Annotated in this window: 24 protein-coding genes; 12 read left to right on the top strand and 12 right to left on the bottom strand. The window is 69.4% G+C overall.

Annotation, left to right across the window (positions count from 1 at the left end; all coding sequences use genetic code 11):
- Together VLK61_RS00830 and VLK61_RS00825 are read left to right on the top strand one after the other, a co-directional pair.
- Window positions 1–734 (top strand): CaiB/BaiF CoA transferase family protein (locus tag VLK61_RS00830; RefSeq protein ID WP_325417304.1); only part of this gene is annotated, 734 nt, incomplete at its 5' end.
- On the top strand, window positions 734–1,342 hold the full coding sequence (locus VLK61_RS00825; RefSeq protein WP_325417302.1) for a glutathione S-transferase family protein: 609 nt from the start codon (window positions 734–736) through the stop codon (window positions 1,340–1,342). The genes VLK61_RS00830 and VLK61_RS00825, both read left to right, overlap by 1 nt.
- A gap of 22 nt (window positions 1,343–1,364) precedes the next feature.
- Here VLK61_RS00825 and VLK61_RS00820 read toward each other — a convergent pair whose 3' ends face one another.
- The 3 genes from VLK61_RS00820 to VLK61_RS00810 form a co-directional block, all read right to left on the bottom strand.
- Window positions 1,365–2,195 carry an amidohydrolase family protein gene (locus VLK61_RS00820; protein WP_325417300.1) on the bottom strand — a complete coding sequence of 277 codons (831 nt, stop codon included), beginning with the start codon at window positions 2,193–2,195 and terminating at the stop codon, window positions 1,365–1,367.
- Entirely contained in the window at window positions 2,192–2,761 is a 570-nt protein-coding gene (locus tag VLK61_RS00815) for a carboxymuconolactone decarboxylase family protein (RefSeq protein ID WP_325417299.1), read from the bottom strand. Before VLK61_RS00815 ends, VLK61_RS00820 begins: the two co-directional genes overlap by 4 nt.
- A 74-nt stretch (window positions 2,762–2,835) precedes the next feature.
- Window positions 2,836–3,819, bottom strand: coding sequence for a LysR family transcriptional regulator (locus VLK61_RS00810; RefSeq protein ID WP_325417297.1), 984 nt, complete (start codon window positions 3,817–3,819; stop codon window positions 2,836–2,838).
- A gap of 227 nt (window positions 3,820–4,046) precedes the next feature.
- On the opposite strand from VLK61_RS00810, the gene VLK61_RS00805 reads away from it, so the two are divergent.
- Window positions 4,047–5,120: a flavodoxin family protein gene (locus VLK61_RS00805; protein ID WP_325417295.1), complete on the top strand. Its 1,074-nt coding sequence runs from the start codon at window positions 4,047–4,049 to the stop codon at window positions 5,118–5,120.
- Between the two features lie 28 nt (window positions 5,121–5,148).
- Here VLK61_RS00805 and VLK61_RS00800 read toward each other — a convergent pair whose 3' ends face one another.
- Window positions 5,149–5,751, bottom strand: a complete 603-nt coding sequence (locus VLK61_RS00800) for a BPSL1445 family SYLF domain-containing lipoprotein (RefSeq protein ID WP_325417293.1) — start codon at window positions 5,749–5,751, stop codon at window positions 5,149–5,151.
- 242 nt (window positions 5,752–5,993) lie between these two features.
- Here VLK61_RS00800 and VLK61_RS00795 point away from each other — a divergent pair, with 242 nt between their 5' ends.
- Window positions 5,994–6,368 (top strand): four-helix bundle copper-binding protein, encoded by a 375-nt coding sequence (locus VLK61_RS00795; RefSeq protein WP_325417291.1) that lies wholly within the window; start codon window positions 5,994–5,996, stop codon window positions 6,366–6,368.
- A gap of 45 nt (window positions 6,369–6,413) precedes the next feature.
- Here VLK61_RS00795 and VLK61_RS00790 read toward each other — a convergent pair whose 3' ends face one another.
- On the bottom strand, window positions 6,414–7,322 hold the full coding sequence (locus tag VLK61_RS00790; protein WP_325417289.1) for a LysR family transcriptional regulator: 909 nt from the start codon (window positions 7,320–7,322) through the stop codon (window positions 6,414–6,416).
- A 105-nt stretch (window positions 7,323–7,427) separates the two neighbouring features.
- Here VLK61_RS00790 and VLK61_RS00785 point away from each other — a divergent pair, with 105 nt between their 5' ends.
- From VLK61_RS00785 to VLK61_RS00770, 4 genes are read left to right on the top strand one after another with little or no spacing between them, the layout of a single operon-like run.
- The gene (locus tag VLK61_RS00785) at window positions 7,428–8,630 is read left to right on the top strand and encodes a 3-hydroxybenzoate 6-monooxygenase (protein WP_325417287.1); all 1,203 of its coding nucleotides are present in this window, start codon (window positions 7,428–7,430) and stop codon (window positions 8,628–8,630) included.
- Window positions 8,631–8,645: 15 nt separating this feature from the next.
- Window positions 8,646–9,683: a cupin domain-containing protein gene (locus tag VLK61_RS00780; protein ID WP_325417284.1), complete on the top strand. Its 1,038-nt coding sequence runs from the start codon at window positions 8,646–8,648 to the stop codon at window positions 9,681–9,683.
- A 20-nt stretch (window positions 9,684–9,703) separates the two neighbouring features.
- Entirely contained in the window at window positions 9,704–10,411 is a 708-nt protein-coding gene (locus tag VLK61_RS00775; RefSeq protein ID WP_325417282.1) for a fumarylacetoacetate hydrolase family protein, read from the top strand.
- A gap of 40 nt (window positions 10,412–10,451) precedes the next feature.
- Complete coding sequence (locus tag VLK61_RS00770; protein ID WP_325417279.1) at window positions 10,452–11,426, top strand: tripartite tricarboxylate transporter substrate binding protein; 975 nt, start codon at window positions 10,452–10,454, stop codon at window positions 11,424–11,426.
- Window positions 11,427–11,508: 82 nt separating this feature from the next.
- On the opposite strand, the gene VLK61_RS00765 is transcribed toward VLK61_RS00770, so the two are convergent.
- Entirely contained in the window at window positions 11,509–11,988 is a 480-nt protein-coding gene (locus VLK61_RS00765; protein ID WP_325417277.1) for a MarR family winged helix-turn-helix transcriptional regulator, read from the bottom strand.
- 130 nt (window positions 11,989–12,118) lie between these two features.
- Between VLK61_RS00765 and VLK61_RS00760 the strand changes: the two genes are divergently transcribed.
- Together VLK61_RS00760 and VLK61_RS00755 are read left to right on the top strand one after the other, a co-directional pair.
- Window positions 12,119–13,072: an alpha/beta fold hydrolase gene (locus VLK61_RS00760; RefSeq protein ID WP_325417275.1), complete on the top strand. Its 954-nt coding sequence runs from the start codon at window positions 12,119–12,121 to the stop codon at window positions 13,070–13,072.
- A gap of 33 nt (window positions 13,073–13,105) precedes the next feature.
- Entirely contained in the window at window positions 13,106–14,098 is a 993-nt protein-coding gene (locus VLK61_RS00755) for a Bug family tripartite tricarboxylate transporter substrate binding protein (protein WP_325417273.1), read from the top strand.
- Here VLK61_RS00755 and VLK61_RS00750 read toward each other — a convergent pair.
- Both VLK61_RS00750 and VLK61_RS00745 read right to left on the bottom strand, forming a co-directional pair.
- Window positions 14,082–14,585, bottom strand: a complete 504-nt coding sequence (locus tag VLK61_RS00750; RefSeq protein WP_325417271.1) for a response regulator — start codon at window positions 14,583–14,585, stop codon at window positions 14,082–14,084. The two genes, VLK61_RS00755 and VLK61_RS00750, sit on opposite strands and share 17 nt — an antisense overlap.
- Window positions 14,582–14,797 (bottom strand): hypothetical protein, encoded by a 216-nt coding sequence (locus tag VLK61_RS00745; protein ID WP_325417269.1) that lies wholly within the window; start codon window positions 14,795–14,797, stop codon window positions 14,582–14,584. The genes VLK61_RS00750 and VLK61_RS00745 overlap by 4 nt, the downstream gene beginning before the upstream one ends.
- A gap of 174 nt (window positions 14,798–14,971) precedes the next feature.
- On the opposite strand from VLK61_RS00745, the gene VLK61_RS00740 reads away from it, so the two are divergent.
- Together VLK61_RS00740 and VLK61_RS00735 are read left to right on the top strand one after the other, a co-directional pair.
- Window positions 14,972–17,629, top strand: a complete 2,658-nt coding sequence (locus VLK61_RS00740) for an ATP-binding protein (RefSeq protein ID WP_325417267.1) — start codon at window positions 14,972–14,974, stop codon at window positions 17,627–17,629.
- Window positions 17,630–18,024: 395 nt separating this feature from the next.
- Window positions 18,025–18,921: an amino acid ABC transporter substrate-binding protein gene (locus tag VLK61_RS00735; protein WP_325417265.1), complete on the top strand. Its 897-nt coding sequence runs from the start codon at window positions 18,025–18,027 to the stop codon at window positions 18,919–18,921.
- 30 nt (window positions 18,922–18,951) lie between these two features.
- Here VLK61_RS00735 and VLK61_RS00730 read toward each other — a convergent pair whose 3' ends face one another.
- From VLK61_RS00730 to VLK61_RS00715, 4 genes are read right to left on the bottom strand one after another with little or no spacing between them, the layout of a single operon-like run.
- Entirely contained in the window at window positions 18,952–19,380 is a 429-nt protein-coding gene (locus VLK61_RS00730) for an ExbD/TolR family protein (RefSeq protein ID WP_325417263.1), read from the bottom strand.
- Window positions 19,380–20,018 (bottom strand): MotA/TolQ/ExbB proton channel family protein, encoded by a 639-nt coding sequence (locus tag VLK61_RS00725; protein ID WP_325417262.1) that lies wholly within the window; start codon window positions 20,016–20,018, stop codon window positions 19,380–19,382. Before VLK61_RS00725 ends, VLK61_RS00730 begins: the two co-directional genes overlap by 1 nt.
- Window positions 20,019–20,051: 33 nt before the next feature.
- Window positions 20,052–21,635 carry a hypothetical protein gene (locus tag VLK61_RS00720; protein WP_325417260.1) on the bottom strand — a complete coding sequence of 528 codons (1,584 nt, stop codon included), beginning with the start codon at window positions 21,633–21,635 and terminating at the stop codon, window positions 20,052–20,054.
- Between the two features lie 10 nt (window positions 21,636–21,645).
- Window positions 21,646–24,120 (bottom strand): FtsX-like permease family protein, encoded by a 2,475-nt coding sequence (locus VLK61_RS00715; protein ID WP_325417258.1) that lies wholly within the window; start codon window positions 24,118–24,120, stop codon window positions 21,646–21,648.
- Between the last annotated feature and the right edge of the window lie 195 nt (window positions 24,121–24,315).

Genomic DNA, 24,315 nt, shown 5'->3' with positions numbered 1-24,315 from the left:
AGGACGGCCGGCCCGGCGGCGGCCCGCAGAAGGTGGGCATTCCGATCGTCGACCTGATGACCGGCATGTACACCGCGGTCTCGGTGCTGGCCGCCTTGGCCCGGCGCAACGAGACGGGCCAGGGCGACACCATCGACATCGGCATGCTCGATGTCCAGGTCGCGACGCTGTCCAACCAGGCGATGAACTACCTGGTCTCCGGCAAAGTGCCCCAGCGCAACGGCAATGCCCACCCCAACATCCAGCCGCAGGACGTCTACGCCTGCGCCGATGGCGACGTGATCCTGGTCGTCGGCAATGACGGGCAGTTCAACAAGCTGTGCGAGGTGTTCGGCCGCCCCGAGTGGGTGAGCGACGCGCGCTTCGCCACCAACGCGCAGCGGGTGCGCAACATCGCCGTGCTGTCGGGCCTGCTGCGCGAGGTGTTCGGCACGTGGCAGCGCGAACGCCTGATCGAAGCGCTGGATGCGGCCGGTGTGCCCTGCGGCCCCATCAACACGGTTGCCGACGTCTTCCAGGACCCGCAGGTCCAGGCGCGCGGCATGCTGAAGCAGGTGCCGCATCCCAGTGGCGTCGACGTGCCGCAGGTGGCCAGCCCCATGCGCTTCGCCGATGCGCCGCTGCAGACCCAGGCCGCGCCGCCGCTGCTCGGGCAGCACAGCGACGACATCCTCGCGGAACTCGGCTATGGTGCGGCCGACATTGCTGCGCTGCGCGCGGCCGGAGCCATCTGATGATGAAGCTGCATTGGTCGCCGAAATCTCCATACGTGCGCAAGGTGATGGTCTGTGCCCACGAGCTGAGCCTGGTCGACCGCCTGGAGCTGGTGCGGTCGGTCGCGGCGATGCTCAAGCCCAATCAGCGGCTGATGCAGGACAACCCGCTGTCCAAGATCCCGACCCTGGTACTGGAGGACGGCTTCACGCTGTTCGACTCGGCCGTCATCTGCGAATACCTCGATGAGCTTGGCCAGGGTTCGCTGTTCCCGAGACAGGGCGCCGACAAGTGGCAGGCGCTGCGCTGGCATGCGTTCGGCGACGGTTTGCTCGACGCAGCAATCCTTTGGCGCAACGAGCGCGAGCGCGACGTGCCGCTGGCGGCATTGATCGACGCCTTCACGCTGAAGATGCGCGCGTCGCTGAAGCAGCTCGACGACGAAGCCCAGGCACTCGCCGAGACGCCGTTCTCGATCGGCCACATCACTGTCGGCTGCGCGCTGGGCTACCTCGACTATCGCTTCGCGGATTTCGGCTGGCGCGGCATCGCGCCCCGCCTTGCCGACTGGTTTGCCGAAACGCAGACCCGGCCGTCCTTCCAGAACACTGAGCCCACCGCGGGCTGAGCGAAGGCTGCTCAGCGGCGTCTCAGCGGTACAGGGCCGCCGGGTTCTTCACCAGGATCTGCGACACCAGCGCATCGTCCGCGGTCCAGCGCTGGAAAACCTCGAGCAGCTGCGCCGCATCGGGCGCTGGCGACACGCGCAGATGGGGCCAGTCGCTGCCCCATACCAGCCGATGCGGATTGGCGCGCAGCATCGCCTCGTGGAAGGGCCGGCCGGCTTCGAAGTCCGGGGCAGAGAGCAGGTTGCGGTACGCGCAGAGCTTGACCCACGCTTGGCCGTCTTCGAGCAGGCTCAGCAGGCCGCGAAAGCCGGGATCGTCAATGCCGGCTGCCACGTCGAAGCCGCCCATGTGGTCGATCACCACGGGAATAGGCAATTCGCGCAGGCGCGGCGCGATGTCGGCCAGGGCTTTGTTATCCGTCCACAGCTCGGCGTGCAGGCCGGCATCCGCGAGCTTCGGCGCCAGTGCCAGCAGGTCGTCGAACGACGCGCTGCCGGCGAAGTTGGCGCCGGCGCCGCTGCGATGACTGAAGCGTGCGGCGCGCACGCCTTTGTCGCGCAGGCCGCTCAGGTTGAGAGGCATTTCAGCGCGCACGACGATCACGCCACGCAGGTTCTCGTGCGCCGACAGTGTGTGCAAGAGCAGGCTGAAGTCTTCGCCATACGCGCTGGGATGGACCAGCACACCATGGGACAGCCCCAGGCGAGACAGCAGCTGCAGGTACTGCGCGTCCGTGGCTTCCGGCGGCGTGTAGCTGCGATCGGCCGCCAGCGGAAACCGCTCGTACGGGCCGAACAGGTGCGCGTGGCAGTCCCAGCCTTCCCGCATGGCAGGGCTGATGGGCCGACTCATGGCATCTCGCGTTGCGGCAGCGGGAAGGCCGGCTCAACGCCTTCCGGCAACGGGATCTCATGCGCATTCAAGGTCATGGCCACCATCGTGTAGTAGCCGACCAGCGCGGTGAGCTCCACGACCGTGCGCTCGCCGAAGCGTGCCAGGGCATCCGCGTAAGTCGTGTCGGACACGGAGTTGAAGCGGTTCAACTCGCCGGCATAACGCAGCACGGCAGCGTCGTCGTCGGACAGCCCGGGGGGCCATGTCTCGGCCAGGATCGCATCGATGACCTGCGGCTCGATGCCGACCTTCTCGGCCTCCAGCCGGTGCGCATACCACTCGAAGGGCGCGCGACAGGCCCGGCCGGTGACCAGGATGGCCAGCTCGGATTGGCGCGGGCTCAGCGAAGTGTTGTAGCGCAGCAGTTCGCCCAGTGCCTGCCAGCGGTTGGCCAGCTCGGCGTTGTGCAACACCGCGCGCAGGGGGCCCTGGACCTTGCCGCGGCGGCCGGACACGATCTTGTCGTAGACCCGCCGCTGGTCCGGGTTCATGCTGTCGGGGGATGGAAGGGTGATGCGCGCCATCGGGCTCTCTCCTGTGCGACAGCCCAGCTTAGCGGCGAAGGCTGCGTGAACCTACGGCGCCGCACGCATCCCTGCTATGCAGAATCGCGTGACGGTGCCTCGGCCGGTCGCCACATGCCGGCACGGGCCATGTCCTCGACGATCTCGACGATCAGCGATGCCACGGCCGAGACGGCGCGTGCAGGGCCCTTGGACTTCGACAGGGCCATCGAGATGGTCCGCTGGAACGGCGGGTCGAAGATCCTTGCCGCTTGCAGGCGCTTGTCCGCCACCTCGCTCCAGACGGCGTGGATCGGCAGCACCGTGTAGAGCCGCTCCGTCGCGACGAGCCCTTTCTGCAGCGGCAGCGAGTCGGCCTCGATCACCGGCGCGAGGGTGATGCGCCGCTGCCGGGCGATGGCATCGAGCGCGGTGCGCAAGCCGTTCGGCGCGCTCGGCAGGATGAAGGGCAAGTCGTTCAGGCTGTCGAAGGCGACCTCGGGGGCGGCCGTGGACTTGTCGCCCGGCGGCCCGATCAGGTAGCTGTCGACGACCGCCAGCGAATGCTCCATCTCCGGCAAGCTCGGCCCATAGCGATAGAGGATCGCGATGTCCACCCGCGCATCGGCCAGCCACTCCTCCACCTGGCCGCTTGACCCTTCCAACACCTTCAGGCTGACAGCGGGGCAGCGGCGGCGGGTCTCGACGAACAGGCGGCCCACCAGCGGCAAGGCAATGGAGGGCAGCAGGCCGAGCGTCACGCGACCGCTGGGCTCGCGTGCTTCGCCGCGGATCTGATTCTCCAGTCGCTCGGCGTCGGCCAGCAGGGCCTTGACCTGCGGAAACAGGCGTGTGCCGGTCTCCGACAACTCGACGCCGCGGCCCGTGCGGTTGAACAGCCGTGCGCCGCATTCACGTTCCAGCGCATTGAGCTGCCGGCTCAGCAGCGACTGGTTGCTGTCGAGGAAGAGTGCCGCGCGGGTCAGGCTGCCCAGTTCGCCGATGGCCACGAAGGCGCGCCACTTGTGGAGATCAGCGGCGATGTCGATCTTGAAATCGGACGCTTTGGCGGACTGCATGGGCGGGGGGATTCAACAGAAGAAGGAGGCGTGCGTCCCATTTTGCGCCGCGCTGGCGGCGGCAGCCGACATCGGCGCGTTTTCCGGTCCGGTGCACCGGCATGGCAAAACTGACACGCGAGCGTGTGCTGGCGGCGCGGGCCCGCTTGCTGGACGGGCCGCGGCAGCGCCGCCGCCCGGGCACTCCGTTTGCCAGCGGTCTGCGGGATCGCAGCGAAAGGGTGGCGATGGCAAACGACGTTCGTACCGGCCAGGCGCCGGGCCCACTGCAGCGGGATGAGTTCGGCCGCCGCTTCCGCCAGGCCTTTGCCGACCCGGCGTTCAATGCGACACGCAGCGAACTCGACCGCGTCGAGACGGTGGCATGGCGGGCCTATGAGCAGGGCAACAAGAGTCCGGTGACGCGGCGGGCCGGACCGGGCTTTGCCGATCCGGACTACGAACTCTCGGTGGACTGGCTGGCCACGCACGAAGCCCTGGCCGGTGCACAGGCACGGCACGACGACGCCGCGGCAGGTTCGCGTGTGCTGCTGATCTGCGGCTCGCCGCGCAACGATGGCAGCTGCCCCGGCGAGAACTCGAAATCCTTCCGGCTGGTCGGCATCGCGCAGCAGGCGCTGCAGCAGGACGGCTTCGAGGTCGACCTGCTGGACCTGAGCCAGATGACGTCGGACTACGGCCGCCGCATCCACCCGTGCAAGGGCTGTGTCTCGACCGCCATGCCGCTGTGCCATTGGCCCTGCAGTTGCTACCCGAACCACGCCATGAACCAGGCCGGCGACTGGATGGCCGAGATCTACGAGCGCTGGGTCGCCGCCCATGGTGTGCTGATCGTCACACCGGTGCACTGGTACCAGGTCCCCAGCGTGCTGAAGCTGATGATCGACCGGCTGGTCTGCGCCGATGGCGGCAACCCGGATCCCACGTCGACCGGCGGCAAGGATCCGGCGCGCGCCAAGGCGCTGGAACTGGCCGGCTGGCCCTACCCCAAGCACCTGGCGGGGCGCGCCTATGGCGTGATCGTGCACGGTGACGTCGGTGGCACCGAAGCGACACGCCGTGCGCTGTGCGACTGGCTGGACTGGATGGGCCTGATCGATGCGGGCGAACAGGCCCGGCTCGACCGCTTCATCGGGTACTACCAACCCTACGCCACCAGCCACCAGGCGCTCGACGGCGACGACGCACTGCAGCAGGAAGTGCGCAATGCCGCGGCATCGCTGGCCCATGTGGTCGGCGAACTGCGCGCCGGCCGCCAGACCGCGCCCGACCTGCTGCTGCGGCGCCCGCGGCGCAAGTGACGGCCGGCGCACGCCGGCCGTCCAGGCCTTAGCCGATCCGCGTGACCTTCGTCCCTTCCAGCGACAGGTTCGCCATCAGACCGGCATTGGTCATGACGAAGGCGATGGTGGGCGCACGAGCGAAGTTGGCGTCGATCTCGCCGTTCGCGCCGATCTTCAGCAGGGCCACCGAGGCGTCCGCGCCGACCGACCAGCCCTTGCTGTCGCGGAAGCGGTTCAAGGCCTCAGGCGTCATGAACAGGAAGACCAGTGCCCGCGACTGCGCGCCGGCCTGCCATCCGATCGAAGCGCTGGTCGTGCGGTAGTAGCCCTCGATCCGGTTGTTCATGCGCAGTTCGCCGGTGCCGAATTCGCCGCCGACGCCGAGCCCGGCCGATATCGCGCGCGGGAACACCAGCACGCCAGCGGCCTTGCCCACGAGTTCGCGGCTGCCCGGCGTGGTTTCGTACAGCCGCTGCAGGGTGCCGCGGTAGCCCTCGTCGATCTCGCGCTTCTTCTCGGTGGAGAGAGGCGCCAGACCGGCGGCCTCGCGCGGGGTCGAGGCGGTGGTGACGCTGGCCGTTGTCGTGCAGCCGACGATGAGTGCCGTCAGTGCGGCGCCGGAAGCTGTCAGCAATGTCTTCGTGTCCATGGACATCTCCTGTGGAGTGGTGCGGAGATGGGGCAATACCAATACCTGACAACACGTTCGGCGCACGATCGGCCGGCCGCCCTACGCAGGATCGGCAGCTTGGCTGACGCCGGCGGCGCAACGTCGTGAGCCGACCCACAGTCCCGACATCGCGGCGCCGTCATCCGGGCGGTCGCCGCGGACAGATCTCGCGGGTACGCGGATTGCCTTGCACTGCTGCACTCTCATCGATCGGGGTCACCATGCCAAACCATCCCAGCGACATCTGTCTCGAAGCCTGCAATGCGTGCGCCACCGCCTGCAGCCAATGCCTGACCGCCTGTCTTCAGGAGCCGCACGTCAATGCATTGACGCGCTGCATTGCGCTCGACATCGAGTGCGCAGAGATCTGCCGATTCACCGCCGCTGCCGTGGCGCGGGGCAGCGAGCCCCTCGTGGCCATCTGCCGTCTGTGCGCAGAGAGCTGCGATCTTTGCGCCGAGGAGTGTTCGAAACACGAGCACGAGCACTGCCAGCGCTGCGCCGACGCGTGCATGAAGTGCGCGGCCGCATGCCACCAGATGGTCGAGCACGCGCTCGAAGGCGAGCACACGACTGAAATGGCCCACGCTGCGTGAAGCGGCAAGGGGCAGGGCCCGGCCGCAGTGCGGCCGGTCGACCCTTCACGCATCCAGCCCATGGCCTGAGAACAGGTCGGCCATCGTCCTGCGCAACCAGACATTGCCCGCATCGGCATTGAAGCGCTCATGCCAGTGCTGCTTGACCTTGTAAGCCGGCAACGGCACGGGCGGCTCGAGCAGTTGCACACGCTCTTGCGATGCCAGCGTATTACCGAGCACGCGGGGAACGATGACCAGCAGCTCCGTCTGCGCAACGATGCGTGCCACACCCAGGAAGCTCGGCACACGCAGCACGACGCGGCGCTCGACCTTGTGCCGGGCCAGCACCTTGTCGACGATGGCGTGCCCGGTGCCGGAAGCGCTGACGACGATGTGGCCTTCGGCCGAGAACGCGCGCCGGCTGAGTTTGGCGCGCACGCGGGGGTGCTCGGCCGAGGCCAGGCAGACGAAGTTCTGCGCAAACAGTGCCTGCTGGTAGAAGCCCGCCTCCAGATCCGGCGTGAAGCCGACCGCCAGGTCGACCTCGCCTGACTCCAGCCGGCGCCGGCTGTCCGGCGAGATCTTTTCCGCTTCGACCGCCAGCCCCGGCGCCGTCCGCTGCAAATGGTTGATCAGCGTCGGCAAGAGCACGATCTCGCTGATGTCGGTCATGCAGATTCGGAACTCGCGCTGTGCATCGCCCGGCGCGAAGCCAGCGCGCGGGCCACGCGCCTTTTCGATGCGCAGCAACGCCTCCTGAAGCTCGGGGTAGATGCTCTGCGCCCGCGGCGTGGGCTCCATGCCCTGCGAGGTGCGGCTGAACAGCCGGTCGTCGAAGTGGTGGCGCAGCTTGTTCAGCGCAATGCTCGCACTCGCCTGCGCGATGCCCAGCCGCTGCGCCGCGCGCGACACGCTCTGTGTCTTGTAGACCTCGACGAACACGCCGAGCCAATCGAGATCGAGTTTGGCCATGGACTTCTATATCGAAAGCATATTCGACGTATTCAGTATTGCAGCTGGACGCAATAGTACCGGGCACCGATAGTTGACGCAGATCAAACGGCAGATGGAGACGACATGGCAGGAACCTCCCGGGATGCGTCCCAGGTGCTGGTGGCGGGCGGTGGCATCGGCGGCATCGCCGCCGCACTGGCCCTGGCGCGGCGCGGCTTCTCGGTCAAAGTGCTGGAGCAGGCGGCGCAGCTGGGCGAGATCGGCGCAGGCATCCAGCTCGGACCGAATGGCTTCGCGGCATTCGACGCGCTGGGCATCGGCGAGATCGCCCGCGCCCGTGCGGTCTACACCGACGAGATGGTGATGCACGACGCGCTCGACGAGACGCTGGTCGGTCGCATTCCCACCGGCGCGGCCTTCCGCGAGCGCTTCGGCAACCCCTACGCGGTGATTCACCGTGCCGACGTGCATGGGTCGCTGCTCGAAGGCGCCCAGGCCACCGATCGCATCGAGGTCGCGACGTCGACGCAGGTGCAGCGTGTTGAACAGGACGACACCGGCGTCACGGTCTTCGATGGGCGGGGCCATCGGCACCGCGGCATCGCACTGATCGCCGCCGACGGCGTCAAGTCGGCCGTGCGCCGGCAGTACGTGGGTGATGAGGCCCGCGTCTCGGGCCATGTGGTCTACCGCGCGGTGGTCGACAAGCGCGACTTCCCCACCGACCTGCAGTGGAACGCCGCGAGCATCTGGGTCGGCCCGAACTGCCACCTGGTGCACTACCCGCTGCGCGGCGGCGAGCAGTACAACGTGGTCGTCACCTTCCACAGCCGCGAGGCGGAAGAATGGAGCGTGCGCGAAGGCAGCCGCGAAGAGGTGCAGAGCTACTTCGAAGGCATCTGCCCGCGTGCACGCCAGCTGATCGACCTGCCCAAGGACTGGAAGCGCTGGGCCACCGCCGATCGTGAGCCGATCGCGTCATGGAACCACGGCCGCGTCACGCTGCTCGGCGACGCGGCGCATCCGACGCTGCAGTACCTGGCCCAGGGCGCCTGCATGGCGATGGAAGACGCCGTCACGCTGGGCGAAGCGCTGCGTGTGCACGACAACGACATCGCCAAGGCCTTTGAGCACTACCAGCGTTCGCGGGTGACGCGCACGGCGCGCGTTGTGCTCTCGGCGCGCGAGATGGGCCGCATCTTTCACGCCAAAGGTGTCGAGCGCCTGGTGCGCAACGGGCTCTGGACCGGCCGCTCACCCGAACGTTTCTACGACGCGATGGAGTGGCTCTACGGCTGGCGCGTCGACAACAGCCTTGCCACCTGAATTGAGGAAAACCGGATGAACCTACTCGGACGCATCGAAGACCTGCCCGCCGACTACGTCGCGGCGCTGAAGACACAGAACCTGGTGCCGCTGTGGCCCAGCCTGCGCGCCCTGCTGCCGCCCGACAAACCGCAGCCGCAAACCCGCGCCACACATTGGTCCTACGAAGCGCTGCGCCCGCTGCTGCTGAAGGCCGGCGAGCTGACGCCGATCGACAAGGCCGAACGCCGCGTGCTGGTGCTCGCCAACCCGGGCCACGGCCTGGAGAAGATGCAGGCCAGCGCGGCGATCTACCTGGGCATGCAGTTGCTGCTGCCGGGTGAATGGGCCCCGGCGCACCGCCACACGCCGAACGCGGTGCGCATGATCGTCGAGGGCGAAGGCGCCTACACCACGGTGGACGGGCAGAAGTGCCCGATGGGCCGTGGCGACCTGATCCTCACGCCGACCGGGCTGTGGCACGAACATGGCCACGATGGCGAGCGGCCGGTGGTCTGGCTCGATGTGCTCGACCTGCCGCTGGTGCACTACCTGGAAGCCTCCTACCACGTCGACGGCCCGCGTCAGAGTGTCCAGCCCGGCCGCGGCGACCTTGTCCATGCCATCGGCGGCGTGGTGCCCTCGCCGCTGTTCGAGCGCAGCGACAAGGGCTATCCGATGCTGCGCTATCCGTGGGCGCAGACCCGCGCTGCGCTCGAAACACTGGCAACCGCGCAGCCGGAGTCAGCGGCGGTGCAGGTCAGCTATGTCAACCCCGCGACGGGCGGCGACGCGCAGAACATTTTGGGCTACTACGCGCTGATGCTGCGCCCCGGGCAGCCGCTGCGCCTGCCGATGCGGTCTCCGGCGAGCGTGTTCCACCTCATCGACGGCAGTGTCGACGTGACGGTCGAAGACCAGTCGTTCACGCTCGCCGAGGCCGACACCTGCTGCGCGCCGGGCTACACGGCGGTGCAGCTGGCCAACCGCTCGCCCGAGCACCCCGCCTTCCTCTTCATTGCCGACGAGACGCCGCTGCACCGCAAGCTCGGCGTGTTCGAGAACCGCGGCTGAACCCCTTCAAGGAGATCGAGATGTCCACCCCCACCTACCTCTGGAACCCACCGCCCGTCTACTCGCTGCCGGTGCGCGGCAGGCCCGAGCACTTGGCCGTCAATCGCCTCTTCTTCGTCGGACGCAACTACCACGCGCACGCCGTCGAGATGGGCAAGCCGGTCGACAAGGCCAGCGAGCGGCCGTTCTACTTCACCAAGGCGCCATCGACGCTGGTGCTGTCCGGCGCCACTGTCGCCTACCCGCCCGAGACGCAGAACTACCACCACGAGATGGAGCTGGTGGTGGTCATCGGCGCGCCCGGCTTCCGCGTTGCGGAGAACGACGCGGCCGCGCACATCTACGGTTATGCCTGCGGCCTGGACATGACGCGCCGCGACCTGCAGCTCGCGGCGCGCGACAAAGGCCGGCCCTGGGACCTGGGCAAGGATGTCGAGCAGTCGTCGGTGGTGTCCGAGATCGTGCCGATGCCGGGCGTGCTGCTCGACCAGGGCGAACTGGCGATGAGCGTCAACGGTCAGCCGCGCCAGAAGTCCGACCTCAACATGCTGATCTGGAACATCGCCGAGCTCATTGCCGACCTGTCGAAGTTCTATCACCTGCAGCCCGGCGACCTGATCTTCACCGGCACGCCCGAAGGCGTCGGCGCGGTGCTGCCGGGAGACCGCATCGACGGCCACATTGCCGGCGTTGGCGAGATCACGCTGCACGTCGGCGCAGCTGAATAAGGCCCTCAAGCGCAGTCCCACACCCACCCAGGAGACACCGATGAACGTGATTCCCAAACTTTTGCTGAGTGCAGCAACCGCCTTCGCCGCCACCTTGACACAGGCCGCCGAGCCGTTTCCCGCCAAGCCGGTGACGCTGGTCACCGCGTTCGCCCCGGGCAGCGGACCGGACGCCGTGCTGCGACTCGTCGCCGACAAGCTCGGCAAGACATGGAACCAGCGCGTGCTGGTCGACAACAAGCCGGGCGGCGGTGGCTTCATCGCCATCGAAGCGGTCAAGCGCGCCGCGCCCGACGGCTACACGCTGCTGCAGCTCGACAGCGAGCATCTCGCCGCCCTTCCACACCTGTACAAGGCACGCCGCTTCGACACGCTGACGAGCTTCGAGCCGGTCGCGGCGCTGTTCCGCACGCCCTTCCTCGTCGCGGTGCCGGCCGAATCGACCTGGAAGTCCATGTCCGACCTGATCGGCGCGGCAAAGGCGGCGCCCGGACAGGTCAGCTTCGGCTCCTGGGGCGTCGGCAGCCCGGGCCACCTGGGCGCCGAGCAGCTCGAGCTGTTGAGCGGTGTCACCATGCAGCATGTGCCGTTCCGCGAGGTCTCGCAGCTGTACATGTCGGTCGGCTCGGGCGAAGTCAAATGGAGCTTCGGCAGCATTCCGTCGAGCCAGGGGGCCTACAAGGCTGGCAAGCTGCGCTATATCGCAGTGGCAGCGTCCAAGCGCATCCCGCAGATGCCCGACGTGCCAACGGTGGCCGAGGCCGGCGGCCCGGCCGCCCTGGAAGTGAATTCCTTCGTCGTGCTGGCCACGCCGCGCGGGCTTCCCGCAGCGGTGCGCGACAAGATCAACGCCGACGTGCAGAAGGCGCTCGCCGAGCCCGACATCAAGGCGCGCTTCGACACCTTCGCCTTCGAGAACATTGCCTGGTCGCCGGCGGAGATCGAGCGGCAGGCCGCTGTGAAGGCGAAGATCTACGCTGAGCTGGTCCAGCGCAAGAGCATCAGCCTGGACTGATGCCTTGCACGGCCTGGTCGCTTGCGTCCCTAGCTTGCGGCCCTAGCTTGCGTCCCTATTGCGCGAACTGCCCGGACGGCCATCAGACATGCTCCGTGCCGCGCCATGCCGGCACGTTCGCACACAGCTTGCGCAGCAAGCGCTGCAGCACGCGGCGCTCTTCGGCCGACAGGCACGCCATCATCGCCGTCTCGCGCTCGACCAATGCGGGCATGAACCGGTCGTGCATCTTGCGGCCTTGCGCGGTAATGAAGATCAGCTGCTTGCGCTGGTCGCCCTCGGCGACTTCCCTGCGGATCAGTCCCTTCTTCTCCAGCGCGGTCACCGCCCGGCTGATGTTGTTCTTCAGGTGCCCGGAGAAGTCGCAGATGTCCGATGCGGTGATGCCATCCCTGAAGCACAGGAAGATCAGGGACAGTATCTCGGGCCTCGTCAAGCCGTGTGTCGCTTCGATCGCCCGAAACGATGGCTCGCGGTACGAGTTGATCATGTAGCCGAGCTTGTAGGCGTACGGGATCGCTACGCCTTCCAGAATGTCACTGAGCTGTCGAGGGGCCGTCATCGTCGCGAGAGTCGTCGGTGCACGGGGCGATGCTACCAAGCCACCCGCATCGCGCCAGCGTGCGGGAAAGCACCAGGCCTATGTAGTTCCATATGGAACTACATTGGAGCCAGGCAGCGCACGAGTCAGCATGGAAAAGAGCATGTCCCCCCCGGCAGGTGGCACTTGGATGTTGGATCCGTGCGAGGCCCGCACGTCTTTCCTGTCAGGCACCTCTTCCCATCCTGTCCACGTCGAGCATCTGGCGCCGGCGGTCGCTGGCCGGGGCCTGCTGCCCGTCGTGATGCTCCACGGCGGCTTCCACACGGGCGCCTCCTACCTGCAAACCCCGGACGGCCGCGCCGGCTGGGCTGATCGGTTCGCGGCTCGCGGGCACGCGGTCTTTGTGCCCGACTGGCCTGCGCACGGCCGCTCGCCGGGTGTCGAGAACATCGTCGGTCTCACGACCGAAGCCGCCGCGGCGGCCCTCGCGACGGTGGTCGAAGCAGTCGGCCCGGCGATCGTCATCGCCCACTCCGCCGCCGGACCGATCGCGTGGTGGATCGCCGAGCACCACCCCGCCCGGGTCGCCGCCGTCATCGGCATCGCCCCCGGAGCGCCGGCGAACCTGGTGCGGGCCTTGCCGGATGATCCGACGCGGGTCCAGGCGCTGCGGCACGAGCGCGAGGCCGGCTGTCCTGTCTACTCGCCGCCGGACCGTCCGGTGCGGGCGGACCGGGCCTTCGTCGAAGACTTCTGGGCCAACAGCCCACGGTTCCCGCGCCAGGCGCTGGACGCCTATGTCGCGACGGTGGTCACTGAGAGTCCACTCGTGCTCAACGAACGCTTCAACATCGGCGACAAAGGGCTTCGACTGCATCAGCCGTCCGTCGTCGCGCGCAGGCCGATCCTGATCGTCACCGGCGAGCACGACCCCCGCCATCCCCGCGCCGTCGACCAGGCGCTCGCCGCCTACTTGAACGCGGATTTCATCTGGTTGCCCGATGTCGGCCTGCAGGGCAACGGGCACATGCTAATGCTCGAAGACAACAGCCACGAGATCGCCGACCTGCTGATCCGTTGGCTGGCGAGCCGAGCCCTCTGACGGCGATCGATCACCACTCGACAAGGAGACCACATGAAGCGCTTCGTGACTCGCCGCGCCGTTCTGGCCGGGCTCGCGGCCTCGGCCGCGGCCAGCGGGCTCCGGCCCGCGTTGGCGCAGACGGCGCCATACCCCTCGCGGCCGATCAAGATCATCGTCCCGTGGACGGCCGGCGGGGGCGGCGACGCGCTGGTTCGTGCGATGACGCCGTCGCTGGCGCGGCGTCTCGGGCAGCCCCTGATCGTGGAGAACCGGCCCGGCGCCATCGGCACGATCGGCAGCGTCGCGGCGGCTCGCAGCCCGGCCGATGGCTACACGATCGTGTACGGCACGGCGGACTCCCATTCGATCGCGCCGCACGTGCTGAAGACACCGCCCTACGACGCGAGGAAGGACTTCGTCGCCATCGCACCCATCGGCTTCACGCCGCTCGCGGTGGTCGTGCATGCATCGCATCCCGCCACGACGCTCGCGCAGTTGCTGCAGATGGCCAAGGATGCGAAAGAGCCGCTGAGCTACGGCTCATGGGGACAGGGCAGCTCGGGGCAGATCGTCGTCGAGGCGCTGAAGCAGAAGACCAAGATCAACCTGCTGCACATTCCCTACAACGGCACCGCACCGCTGATCCAGGCGCAGCTCGCCAATCAGGTGAACTGTTCGATCGCCCCGGTGCTGGTCGCCGACCCCTACGTGCAAGCAGGGAGCCTGCGGATCCTGGCCATCACGGCCCGCGAACGCCTGCCCGGCTTTGCCGACGTCCCGCTGCTCAAGGAGTTGGGGATCGAGATCGACATGGGCCCCTGGCTCGGCTTTCTCGCGCCAGCGGGCACGCCCGCGGACATCGTCGACCGGCTGAACGCCGCCATCACGGCAACGATCGCCGAAGCGCAGGTCACCGAGGTCATGAGGAAGATGGCGATGGTGAACGACCGCATGGGCCCGAGCGCCTACCAGCAGTTCGTCAACGGCGAGTTCGAGCGTTGGGGCGCGTACATCCGCACGGCGAAGATCAGCCTGGATCCCTGAACTCGTCGAGGCGGATTCGACAGGTCGAGTCACCGGCGACGAGCGCGGTGGCGTGGCAGCGCCTGGGCTGGCACGGACAGGTCACGGCGCCGTGCGAGCGCGGGTCCAGCAGTGCGTCCAGGCGTGTCAGCGCGCGCTGCAGGTTCATCGGCTTGGGCCACACCTCCAGGAAGTCGCTGCCGGCGGCCTCGAAGCCGGGCTCCGTCGTCACCGCCACGGCCGGCAGGTCCTGCCAGCCTGGCTCACGACGCAGCAGTGTCAGCAGTTCAGTGCCGAAACAATCCGGCAGGCGCAGGTCCAGCAGCAATAGCGCGGGCCGTTCCTGCTTGGCCAGGGCCAAGGCCTGCTGCCCGCTGGTGGCCACCTCCAGCCGCAGTTGAGGGCGGTGTTCAAACAGCAGGCGCATCAGCAGCGCGTTGACCGGCTCGTCTTCCACGTAGAGAACGAGCTTGTCGGCATGGGGCTGGTCGATGTCCTGGGTCTTCATGGGGTGTTCCTGCGCTGCGCCACCAGCCGCTGTTCAAGGGCCAGGCAGGCCAGCAGGGCCCGCCCGTCGTCGAAGTCGTGGCAGCGGCCACTGAGAACATGCTCGATGCGCCCGCTCAGGCGGCCCGGATCGCGTGGATCGGCGGCGAGCAGCTGGATGGCGAAGGCGCGGTCGCTGGCGGGGTCGCTGGTGGGGTCGGTCAAAGCGTTCATCGATGGGTCGGGCCGCTGGGGGCGGGTGTGGGGCCGGCTGTGTGGGGCAGTGGCTTGGCAGTGTGGCCAGCGGCGCCGCTGGCGTCGTCACAGAACGGTGTTGTTTCGGTCACAGTGCGGGGGGCAGCGGCGGCCCGGTCGGGCCGCTAGCGTCGGGCCATTACCATTTGGCGCATGGCTCCCCCCGCGCCGCCCTTGCTGCACTTCGGCCCCTTCACGCTGGACCTGGCCGCCGCCCGGCTCACGCGCGACGGGCGCGATCTGGCGCTGCGGCCGAAGGCCTTCGAGCTGCTGCAGGTGCTGGCGCGCCGGCCGAACCAACTGGTGAGCAAGGACGAATTGCTCGATGCCGTCTGGGGCCGGCGCTTCATCTCCGAGGGCGTGATCAAGTCGGTGGTCGGCGAGTTGCGCGCTGCGCTCGATGACGACCCCAAGCAGCCGCGCTGGATCGAAACCGTGCCGCGGCGCGGCTACCGCTTCGCCGGCCTCGTCGAGACCGGCGGGGTCGCGGATCCGGCGCCGCCTCTGCCGCCAACGCTACCGCCACCCGCACCGCCGCTGCCGGGCAACCTGCCCGCAGCGCTGCCGCCGACCATCGGCCGCGACGACGAGCTCGGCTCGCTCGCCGCCGTGCTGGCCACGCAGCGCCTGCTGACGATCGCTGGCCCGTCCGGCATCGGCAAGACCCGGCTGGCCTTGGCGCTGGCCGCCGCGCAGCGTGCGGCCTGGCCGGACGGCGTGTGGTTCGCCGAGCTGGCGCCGCTGGCCGCCGAGACCAGCAACGCGGCCACCGTGTGCGCCACGCTGACGCAGGTGCTGCAGCTCGGCGCGGGCGCGGCGAACGGCAGCGCGGCCTTGGCGCGCGCGTTGCAGCCGCTGGCGCTGCTGCTGGTGCTGGACAACGCCGAGCACCTGCTGGAAGCGCTGGCGCCGCTGGTAGCCACGCTGCTGGCGCAGGCACCGCACTTGCGCATCGTCGTCACCAGCCAGGAGCCGCTGCGCATTGCCGGCGAGCAGGTCGTGCGTCTGGGCCCCTTGGCGCTACCAGCAGCGGCCGACGACGACGATGCGGCCAAGCTGATGGCCAGCGGCGCGGTGCGCCTGTTCGTCGAGCGTGTCGCCGGCCGGCTGCCGGGCTTCGGCCTCGCCGCGCAGCAGCAGCAGGCGGTGGCCGACATCTGCCGGGCCCTCGACGGGCTGCCGCTGGCGCTGGAGCTGGCCGCCGCCCGCGTGCCGGTGCTCGGCGTGCATGGCATCGCTGAATTGCTGCTCGGTGCCGTCGACGGCGGTGCCCGGCTGCAGTGGCTGACCCAGGGCGCTCGAAGCGCTGCGCCGCGCCACCGCACGCTGCGCGATGCCTTGCAGTGGAGCCATGGGCTGCTCGATGAGCGGCTGCAGCGCGTCTTCCGCCGCCTGGGGGTGTTTCATGGCGGCTTCACGCTCGAGTTGGCGCAGGCCGTGTGCGCCGACGACACGCTCGACGCCTGGGGCGTGCTCGATGCCGTGCAGGCGCTGGTCGACAAGTCGCTGTTGTCCGCGACCACCGGCGACGGCCCGACACCGCGCTTCACGCTGCTGGAAAGCCTGCGCGCCTTTGCGCTCGAACGCCTGGCCCAGGCCGGCGAGACCGCGGCCCTGCGCACACGGCATGTGCAGGCGATGCGTGCCTATTGGCAGCGCGCCGATGCCCAGGCGCTGTACGAACCGGCGCTGCCCTGGCTGGCCCGCCACCTGCCCGAGATCGACAACCTGCGGGCTGCCCAACGGTGGGCGGGCAGCGACGCCGCCACGGCGCGTGTCGACGATGCACTGGCGCGAGCCGATGAGGCGTCAGCGCGAGCCGACGATGCCTTGGCGCTGGTCGTGCACTCCGGGATGCTGTGGCCGCGCGCCGGTTTGATGGCCGAGGGCCGCGCGGGCTGCGAAGCCGTGCGGGCGCAGGCCGCAGTGACAGCCGATGCGGCGCTGCGAAGCGGCTTTGCCCTCGCGCTGGCGACATTGGCGGCCTATGCCAACAGCTACCCGCCCGCCGAAGGCGCGGCCATGGCGCAGCGCGCGGCCGATGAGTTCGAGCAGGCCGGCGACCCGGCACACGCTTACTTCGCGCTCCATGTCTTCAACCAGTTGAGCGTGAATGCGCAGCTCAAGACCGACCGCAGCCAGGTGCTGTCCCGGATGATGGCACTCGAACAGCCGGGCTGGCCTGAACTGCTGACCCGCTTTCGCCGCGCCGTGCAGGGCTACGACCAACGCATGGCCGGCAACCGCGACGCTTTCGTCGCCTACTGCCGTGGCGAACTGGCCATTTGCCGGCGCCTGGGCGCGGTGGCCGAAGGCTGGATCGCGGCACAGGGGCTGATGCTGGCCGAGCATGAGTCGGGCCGGGTGGACGACGCGCTGGTGCTCGGACGCCAGCTGCTGGCCGACATCCGCGCCGCTGGACGGCTGCGCCAGCATGCCGCGTTGTTCGCCCTGTGGTTGACGATGCTGGCCGAAAGTGGCGACAGCGCCGGCACGCGCAGCGCCCTCGCCGAGGCCTTGCCGACCTTGCGCAGCGTGGGCACGCGGTGGATGGCCCATGTCAGCCTGGCCTGGCTGGCGGCCCGCGAAGGGCGCGCCGAGGCTGCCGGGCGCCTGCTCGGCTGGCATGATGCCGCCCGGCGCGCGGACGGCCGCGCCGGATGGGGCCTCTTCATTGCCCGTTCGCTGCGGGCGCTGGCCGACCACCTCGAGCAGCAACTCGGCGCACCGGCCCTGGCGCAATTGCGCGCCGAGGCCGGATCGCTCGGCGACGACGGCGCCGAGCAGCTCGCGCTGGAAACCGTGGCTTGACGGCGCCGGCCGGGCATCACCGATCGCCGGCGCGCAGCTTGCGCCTTCGCCTTCGCCTTCGCCTGCGGATTGCGGCTCAGCGTCGCGTGGTGAAGCGCCTGGCCATTTTCAGAGATCCGCTGGGTCAACGATGCAATGCGAATGAGCATGTTGCGGTCCTCAGGGGGTGAACGGCCATTGCAGGTCCGTCCGGCACGTCACGCCAGTCGGGCCACTCCAGGCGGAGCAAGGCCCCACTGACACGTCAACCGGCAACCCGGCAGCTTCATCCGCTGAACGTGGCCTGCGCGCGCGGCGCCGGCGAATGTCATTACCATTCGCCGATCATGTTCCCGGGCGCTGCCATCGATCGCTGCACTTGTCCATCGTCGGCGCCGGCGCGGCGTGTCCGGCGCGTGGGGCGTTTGATCGGGGTCTGCCTGCTCACGGCGGTGACGCAGGGCGCCTTCGCCCAGACCACAGACACGCTGAAGAAGATCCGCGAGACCGGCGTCATCGTGATCGGCTACCGCGTCGGGTCGATTCCGTTCTCCTACCTCGACGCGACGCTCAAGCCCATCGGTTATTCGATGGACTTGTGCATGCGCGTCGTCGACAGCCTGCGCCAGACGCTGACCCTGCCCGAGCTCAAGGTCAAGCTGGTGGCGGTGACGGCGGCGACGCGCATCCCGCTGGTGGCCAACGGCACGGTGGACCTGGAATGCGGCGTCACGACCCATACGCTGGAGCGGCGCAAGCTGGAATCGTTCACGGTGACCACCTTCGTCGCGCGCAGCCGTCTGCTGTCGAAAAAATCGGCGGGCATCCGCACGCTGGATGACTTGCGCGGCCGCACGGTGGTGTCCACCGTCGGCACCACCAGCATCCAGCGTCTCACCGCGATCAATGCCGAGCGCGCGCTGGGCATGCGCATCATCATCGGCAAGGACGACGCCGAATCGCTGCGCATGGTGCAAACCGATCGGGCCGCGGCCTTCGCGATGGACGATGTGCTGCTGTACAGCCTGCTGGCCGATGTGAGCGACCACCAGGCCTTCACCATCTCCAGCGAGACGCTGTCCGTCGAGCCTTATGCGATTGCGCTGGGCAAGGACGATCCGGCGTTCAAAACGCTCGTCGACGCGGTCATCATCGGTCTGTTCCGCAGCGCGGAGATCGATATCCTCTACCGCCGCTGGTTCGAATCGCCGATCCCGCCGAACGGCATGAACCTGCAGCTGCCGATGAGCCCGGCGCTGCGGCGCGTGATCAACGCACCCACTGATTCCGGCGATCCCAGGCACTACGAATGAGCCGCGCGGCGGCGCCGCTGGCCACCGCGCTCAGTGTCCGTCCCGCGTGCGCAGTGAAATCCGTGTCAGACCCTCGAACTGGCACAGGTCCAGCAAGTGCACGATCTGCTGGTAGGCCACCCGGGTGTCGCCATCGATGCGCACGGCCTGACCTGGATTGCGCAGCGCCGCGGCATGCAGGCGCTCGCGCAGCACCACCGAGCTCACCGGTTCGCGGCCCCAGTACACGCCGCCCTTGACGTCGACGCCGATCGCAAGGATCTCGGGCGCGGCCGTGGCCGCATCGAGCGACACCGCCGACAGGGGCAAGGTGATCGGCAGATCCTTTCCGGGCTTGCCGTCGGCCTCCTGCTTGAAGGACGTGGCCACCATGAAGAACATCAGCAGGAAGAAGATGCAATCGATCAGTGCGATCAGTCCGATCTCGGGCGCTTCGTCCTCGCCGATCGAAATGCGCATCAGCGGCCTCCCGTGGCTGGCGGGCGCACGCAGGCGTCGAGCAGGCGTTCGAGTTCTTCTTCCATGGCCAGGCCGCACAACACCAGCCGATGACGAAAGAAGTGGTGCAGCGCCAGCGACGGCAGCGCGACGCTGAGGCCCGCCGCGGTGTTGACCAGCGCCTTCGAGATGCCACCGGCCAGCAGCGCGGCATCGCCCAGGCCGCCGCTGAACGCGATGACGTGGAAGGCCTCGATCATGCCGACCACCGTGCCCAGCAGGCCGACGATGGGCGCCACGGTGGCCACCACCGCCAGCGGATAGGCCCGCTGCTGCTCCGCGCGCAATGCGCGCGACGCCGACTCGCTGGCGCGTGCAGCCAACGCGTCGGCCGGCCAGCGCGTGCGCTGCGCAGCCAGCAAGCGCAAGGTGCGGGCCAGCACGCTGTCGTGCCGCTGCAGCAGCGCTTCCAGTTCGTCGAAGCGGCCGGCCTGCCACAGCGGCACGGCCTGGTCGACCAGCGCCGGCGGCACCACCGCCGACGGGCGAAAGCGGTGCAGCCGCTCCAGCGCCACCGCGATCGCCAGCAGCGACAGCGCCGCGATCACCCAGATGCCGGTGCCGCCGGCGGCCAGTTGGTGAAGAAAGTTGATCTGCACGGTGAGGACCTCAGCAAGGGACGGGCAAGGAAATCATGGCGCCAGCACCACCGAGAAGAAGCTGTGCTCACGCTCGTTGTAGAGCTTGAAGAGCAGGCGGTGCAGCCCGCGGCTCAAGCGCACGCGCCGATGGCCTTCAGCCAGCGCCAGGCTGGCCAGCTGCTCGTCGCGCAGGTAGAAGGGCGGGTGGTACCAGGTCTTGTCGCGGCGCTCGCTGGTCCACACCAGGCGGCCGTCCAGCCAGAGCATCGAATCGTCGTCGGCGGCGATCGCCAGCCACACGTCGCGGTCCTCGTCGATGCGCAACTCGGTATAGGCGTAGTACACCGCGCCCTCGGCGCGGTCCGGTGGAATGAAGGGGTAGAAGCCGCGGCTGGCGTAGTGCCAGTTCAACGTGCGCCCGTCCAGGCCGCGGTAGGTGCCGTCCAGGTCGACGTCCTGCTCGGGCGGGTAAACCGTCTGCAGCGTGCGTGCGCCCTGGCCGGCGAAGGGGCCGATCACGTACCAGCTGTCGAGGTAGACGCGGGTCGCGAAGTTGCCGCCGGTGCCGATCGTGCGGCCGGCGCCGGTGCGCAGCGTGGCGGCATCGATGGGCGGCGGCCGCAGGTAGCGCACGCGGGTGTGCTGGCGGTCTGCGCCGAATTCGGGCGTGCCGCTGTCATCGCCATGGCGGGTGTCGCCGGTGTCGCCGGTGAGGTCGATGCTGCTGCCCGGCACGGTGACCGGCGGCGCTTCGGCGAAGCGGGCGTCCAGCCGCAGGTCGTCGGGAACGGGCTCGTTCGCGCGCGCGACCCGGCCGCCGGCCACGCCCTTGACACCCAGCGGATTGACCGACCTCCCGCCGGCCACGCCGGGCACGCCGACGCGCCCCTGCGGCGGACCGAGGCGGGCCATCGCGGCCAGCTGGTCGGCCATCGACCGTGGGATGCCGGGGGCCGCGGCGGTCTGACCGGTGGACCCAGTGACGGCTTGCACCGGCGCCGGCGCGGCGCGTGTCACCGGCACGCCATCGCGCCGGGCCGCCAGTTGCGCGCGCCGCGCCGTCAGGCTCTTCTGCGCATGCTGCTCCAGTTGCGCGATGGTGGCGGCCGGTGTCGCGCTTGTCAGCGGCCTTGGCGCGCCGGCCTGGGCATCGACTTGCCGGGTCGCTTCGGCCAGCGGCAGGCCGGCGAGCCGGGCCAGCTCGGCCGCGCGCTGGCGTCGCTGCGCCGCATCGATGGCCGCGGACAAGTCCTGCGCCTGCATGGCCAGCGCCTGGGCCCGCGCGGCCAGCAGCGCCGGCGACGCTTCCGCCTGGCCTGGCGCCAGCTCGTCAGGCAGCGCCGGTGCCGGCGCGGCGGCGGGGTCCAGCAGGCGCCGGATCTGATCGATGCGCCGCACCCGCCGCTGCAGGTCGCGCAGCTCCGTCTGGGCGATGCGCTGTGTCGCCTGCGACTGCGTCGTGGCCGCTGACTTCGCGCGTTGGGCTTCGCCCCAGCCCGGCAGGCACAGCAGCAGAATCGCCAGCGCGCCATGCAGCACGATCGAACCGGCCAGGTAGGGATGGGCGCCCAACTGCTGTCGAAGCAGGCGCCCCATGCGGCCGATCAGCCGGTCGCTGACGCGGAAGGCTTTCACTCGGCCGCGCTCACTGCAGCGCTTCGATGGGCTGCAGCGCCAGTGCCTGGCGCACATGGCGCAGCGCGGCCAGCGCGGTGGTCAGCAGCATCGCTGCGCTGGCCACTGCCAGCGGCAGGGCCAGGCCGGTGGCGCTGTCCACGCGGTCTTCGAAGCCGGCCAGGTAGAGGCCGCCCAGCCACGCGGCCACCGGCAGGCCGGCCGCGGCGGCGATCAGCAGCGGCAGCGTGAACTCGGCCGCCACCCGGCGCACGATGGCGCCGTGGCCGGCGCCATGCAGCCGCCGCAGGACCAGCTCGGTACGGCGCCGGCGCAGCGTATCGGCCACCAGCGCGTAGGCGCCGAGCATTGCCACGCCCACGGCCAGCAGCGACACCGCGGCCAATGTCCAGGTCAGCTGCGCTTCCTGCTGGTAGGCCTCGGCGCGCTGCTCATCGGCCGTCTGCAGGTGAACCATCAGTGCCGGGCCATGGGCTTTCCACAGCGTGTCCAGCGCCTGGCGCAGCGCAACCGGATCGGGCCCTTCGACGGACAGGTCCCATTGCGGCTGATCGCTGAGCAGAAAGGCCTGCGGCAGCGCCGCATCGCGGGCCGACTCCAGCTTCACGTCCTTCACCACCGCGACCACCCGGCGCAGCGTGCTGCCTTCCTGCAGCGCATCGCCGCCGCCGCGCAGCAGCGCGCCGATCGCCGCCTGCGGGCTGGCAAAACCCAGCTGCCGCGCGGCCTTGGCGTCGATCACCAGCCGCGCTTCGCTGAAGGCTGTCTGCGGCCGGCCGGCCAGCAGGGTCATGCCGTAGGTGTCGAAGAAGCTGGGCGAGACGGTCGTCAGGCGCAGCAACTGCTTGTGCTGCTGGCCCTGCAGCGTGCTGACATGCAGCTCGGTCGGGCCCTCCGTATCACGCGCCGGCCGCGCATTGCTGAAGGCCCAGTGGCGGATGGCCGGGTGCTGCCCCAGCGCCGCGACGAAAGCGTCCATGTTGGGCACGAAGTCGGGGTTGACCAGCACACCCAGCCACAGCCGGTTGCGGGTGTCGAAACCGCGGTCGGCATGCAGCAGGTGCTGCTGCTGCAGCGCCAGCACGCCGGCCAGCGACAGCAGCAGCAGCGCGCCGCCGAGCTGCAGCGCCAGCAGGCCCTGGCGCACCCGCCGGCCCCACGGCCCTTCGCTGGCGGTGCGGCCCTGCAGTGCCGGTGCCGGCGCGTTTCGAAGTGCCAGCCAGGCCGGCACGGCCAGCGTCAGCGGCAGCAGCAGCACCACGCTGGCGCTCAAGCCCAGCAGCGCCTGCAGCGGGATCGGGTCGGCCAGCGGCTGGCTGGGCGGCAGGCCCATCCATTGCGCCACCGCCGGCGCAACCCACCAGGCCAGCAGCAGGGCGCCGGCAGCGCTCAGCAGCAGTGGCAGTAAGGCCTCCAGCGCCCACAGTTGCAGCAGCTGCGCACTGTTGGCGCCCAGCGCGCGCCGCAGCGCGGTTTCACGCTGGCGCTGCAGCAGGTCGGCCGCCTGCAGGTTCATGGCATTGAAGGCGGCCAACAGCAGCAGCAAGGCCGCGGCGGCGGCCACCGCGCCGATCAGCCGCCAGCGCAGCTGACGGTCGGCACCTTCGAACGGCAAGCGGTCCAGCGTGACGGCGCGGAAGAAGGCCGCCTCGCGGCCGGCTCCCCACTCGGCCGGCAGCTGGGCGTACAGCGGATGCTGGATGAAGGCCTCGCGCATCCAGCCGCCGACCTGGTCGGGCGAGGTGCCCGGGCGCAGCCGGGCCAGGACACGACCGTTGACCTGGTGGATCGCGTTGCGCTCGTGCTCGGGCCGGGTATTGGCCTGCGAGTCATAACCCGCCATCGCCATGGCCTGGCCGATCGGGCCCATGATGGTGTTGGCGCCCACCGGGCTGCGCGGGTCGCTGTTGGGTATCACCGCGCCGACGGTGTAGAGGCTGCCGCGCGCCTCGATGCGCCGGCCCAGCGCCTGGTCCAGCGGCAACTCGCCCCAGAGCCGTTGCACGACGGTCGGCGAGATGGCAATGCCGTCGCGCCGGGCCAGCGTGGCGCGCAGGTCGCCATGCAGCGCCCGCAGGCCCAGCAGGGCCACCAGATCGGGATCGGCCAGCAGCAGGTACACCGGTTGCAGCCCGCCCCGGTGGTTGATGTCGATACCATCGTGGACCGCCCGGCTGATCAGGTCCAGCGGCAGCTGGCGCTGCTTGAGCATCGGCGCGAAGGCGACCGGCGAAGCGGTCGGCCAGCCCGCGTCGGCGTCGGCCGCTTGAGTCGGGCCGGCCGGCCCGGGCGGGTTGCGCTTGAAGTCCAGCACCACCACCCGATGCGGGTCGCTTATCGCCGGGTCGGGCGCGGCCAGCGCGATCGCCAGCAGCGCGACCAGCAGGCCGGCAGCCTGCGCCAGCATCAGCCCGCTCACCGCCACCGCGGTCGGGCCGCGGCGGCGTCGCAGGCCACGCAGCGCGTCATGCAGCAGGGCGCTCATCTCGGGGTTCCTTGCGCTGCGCGCCACCTGTGGCGGGTGACGGTTGGCGGCCCATTGCGGTCTTTGGTGGTTGCTGGAAGCGGACGTTTGGACTGTCTTGCCTTTGCCGGTGATTCTTCGTTGCACTGCGCCGGGATTCCGCCCCGGCAGGCGGGTCACTTTCTTCCTGGCCGAAGAAAGTAACCAAAGAAGGCC

Origin of the sequence: Aquabacterium sp. (genome assembly GCF_035476535.1) — a bacterium.
GTDB lineage: Bacteria > Pseudomonadota > Gammaproteobacteria > Burkholderiales > Burkholderiaceae_C > Pseudaquabacterium.
The sequence above is the reverse complement of the archived record's forward strand: the minus strand, read 5'-3'. Positions and strand labels throughout refer to the sequence as shown.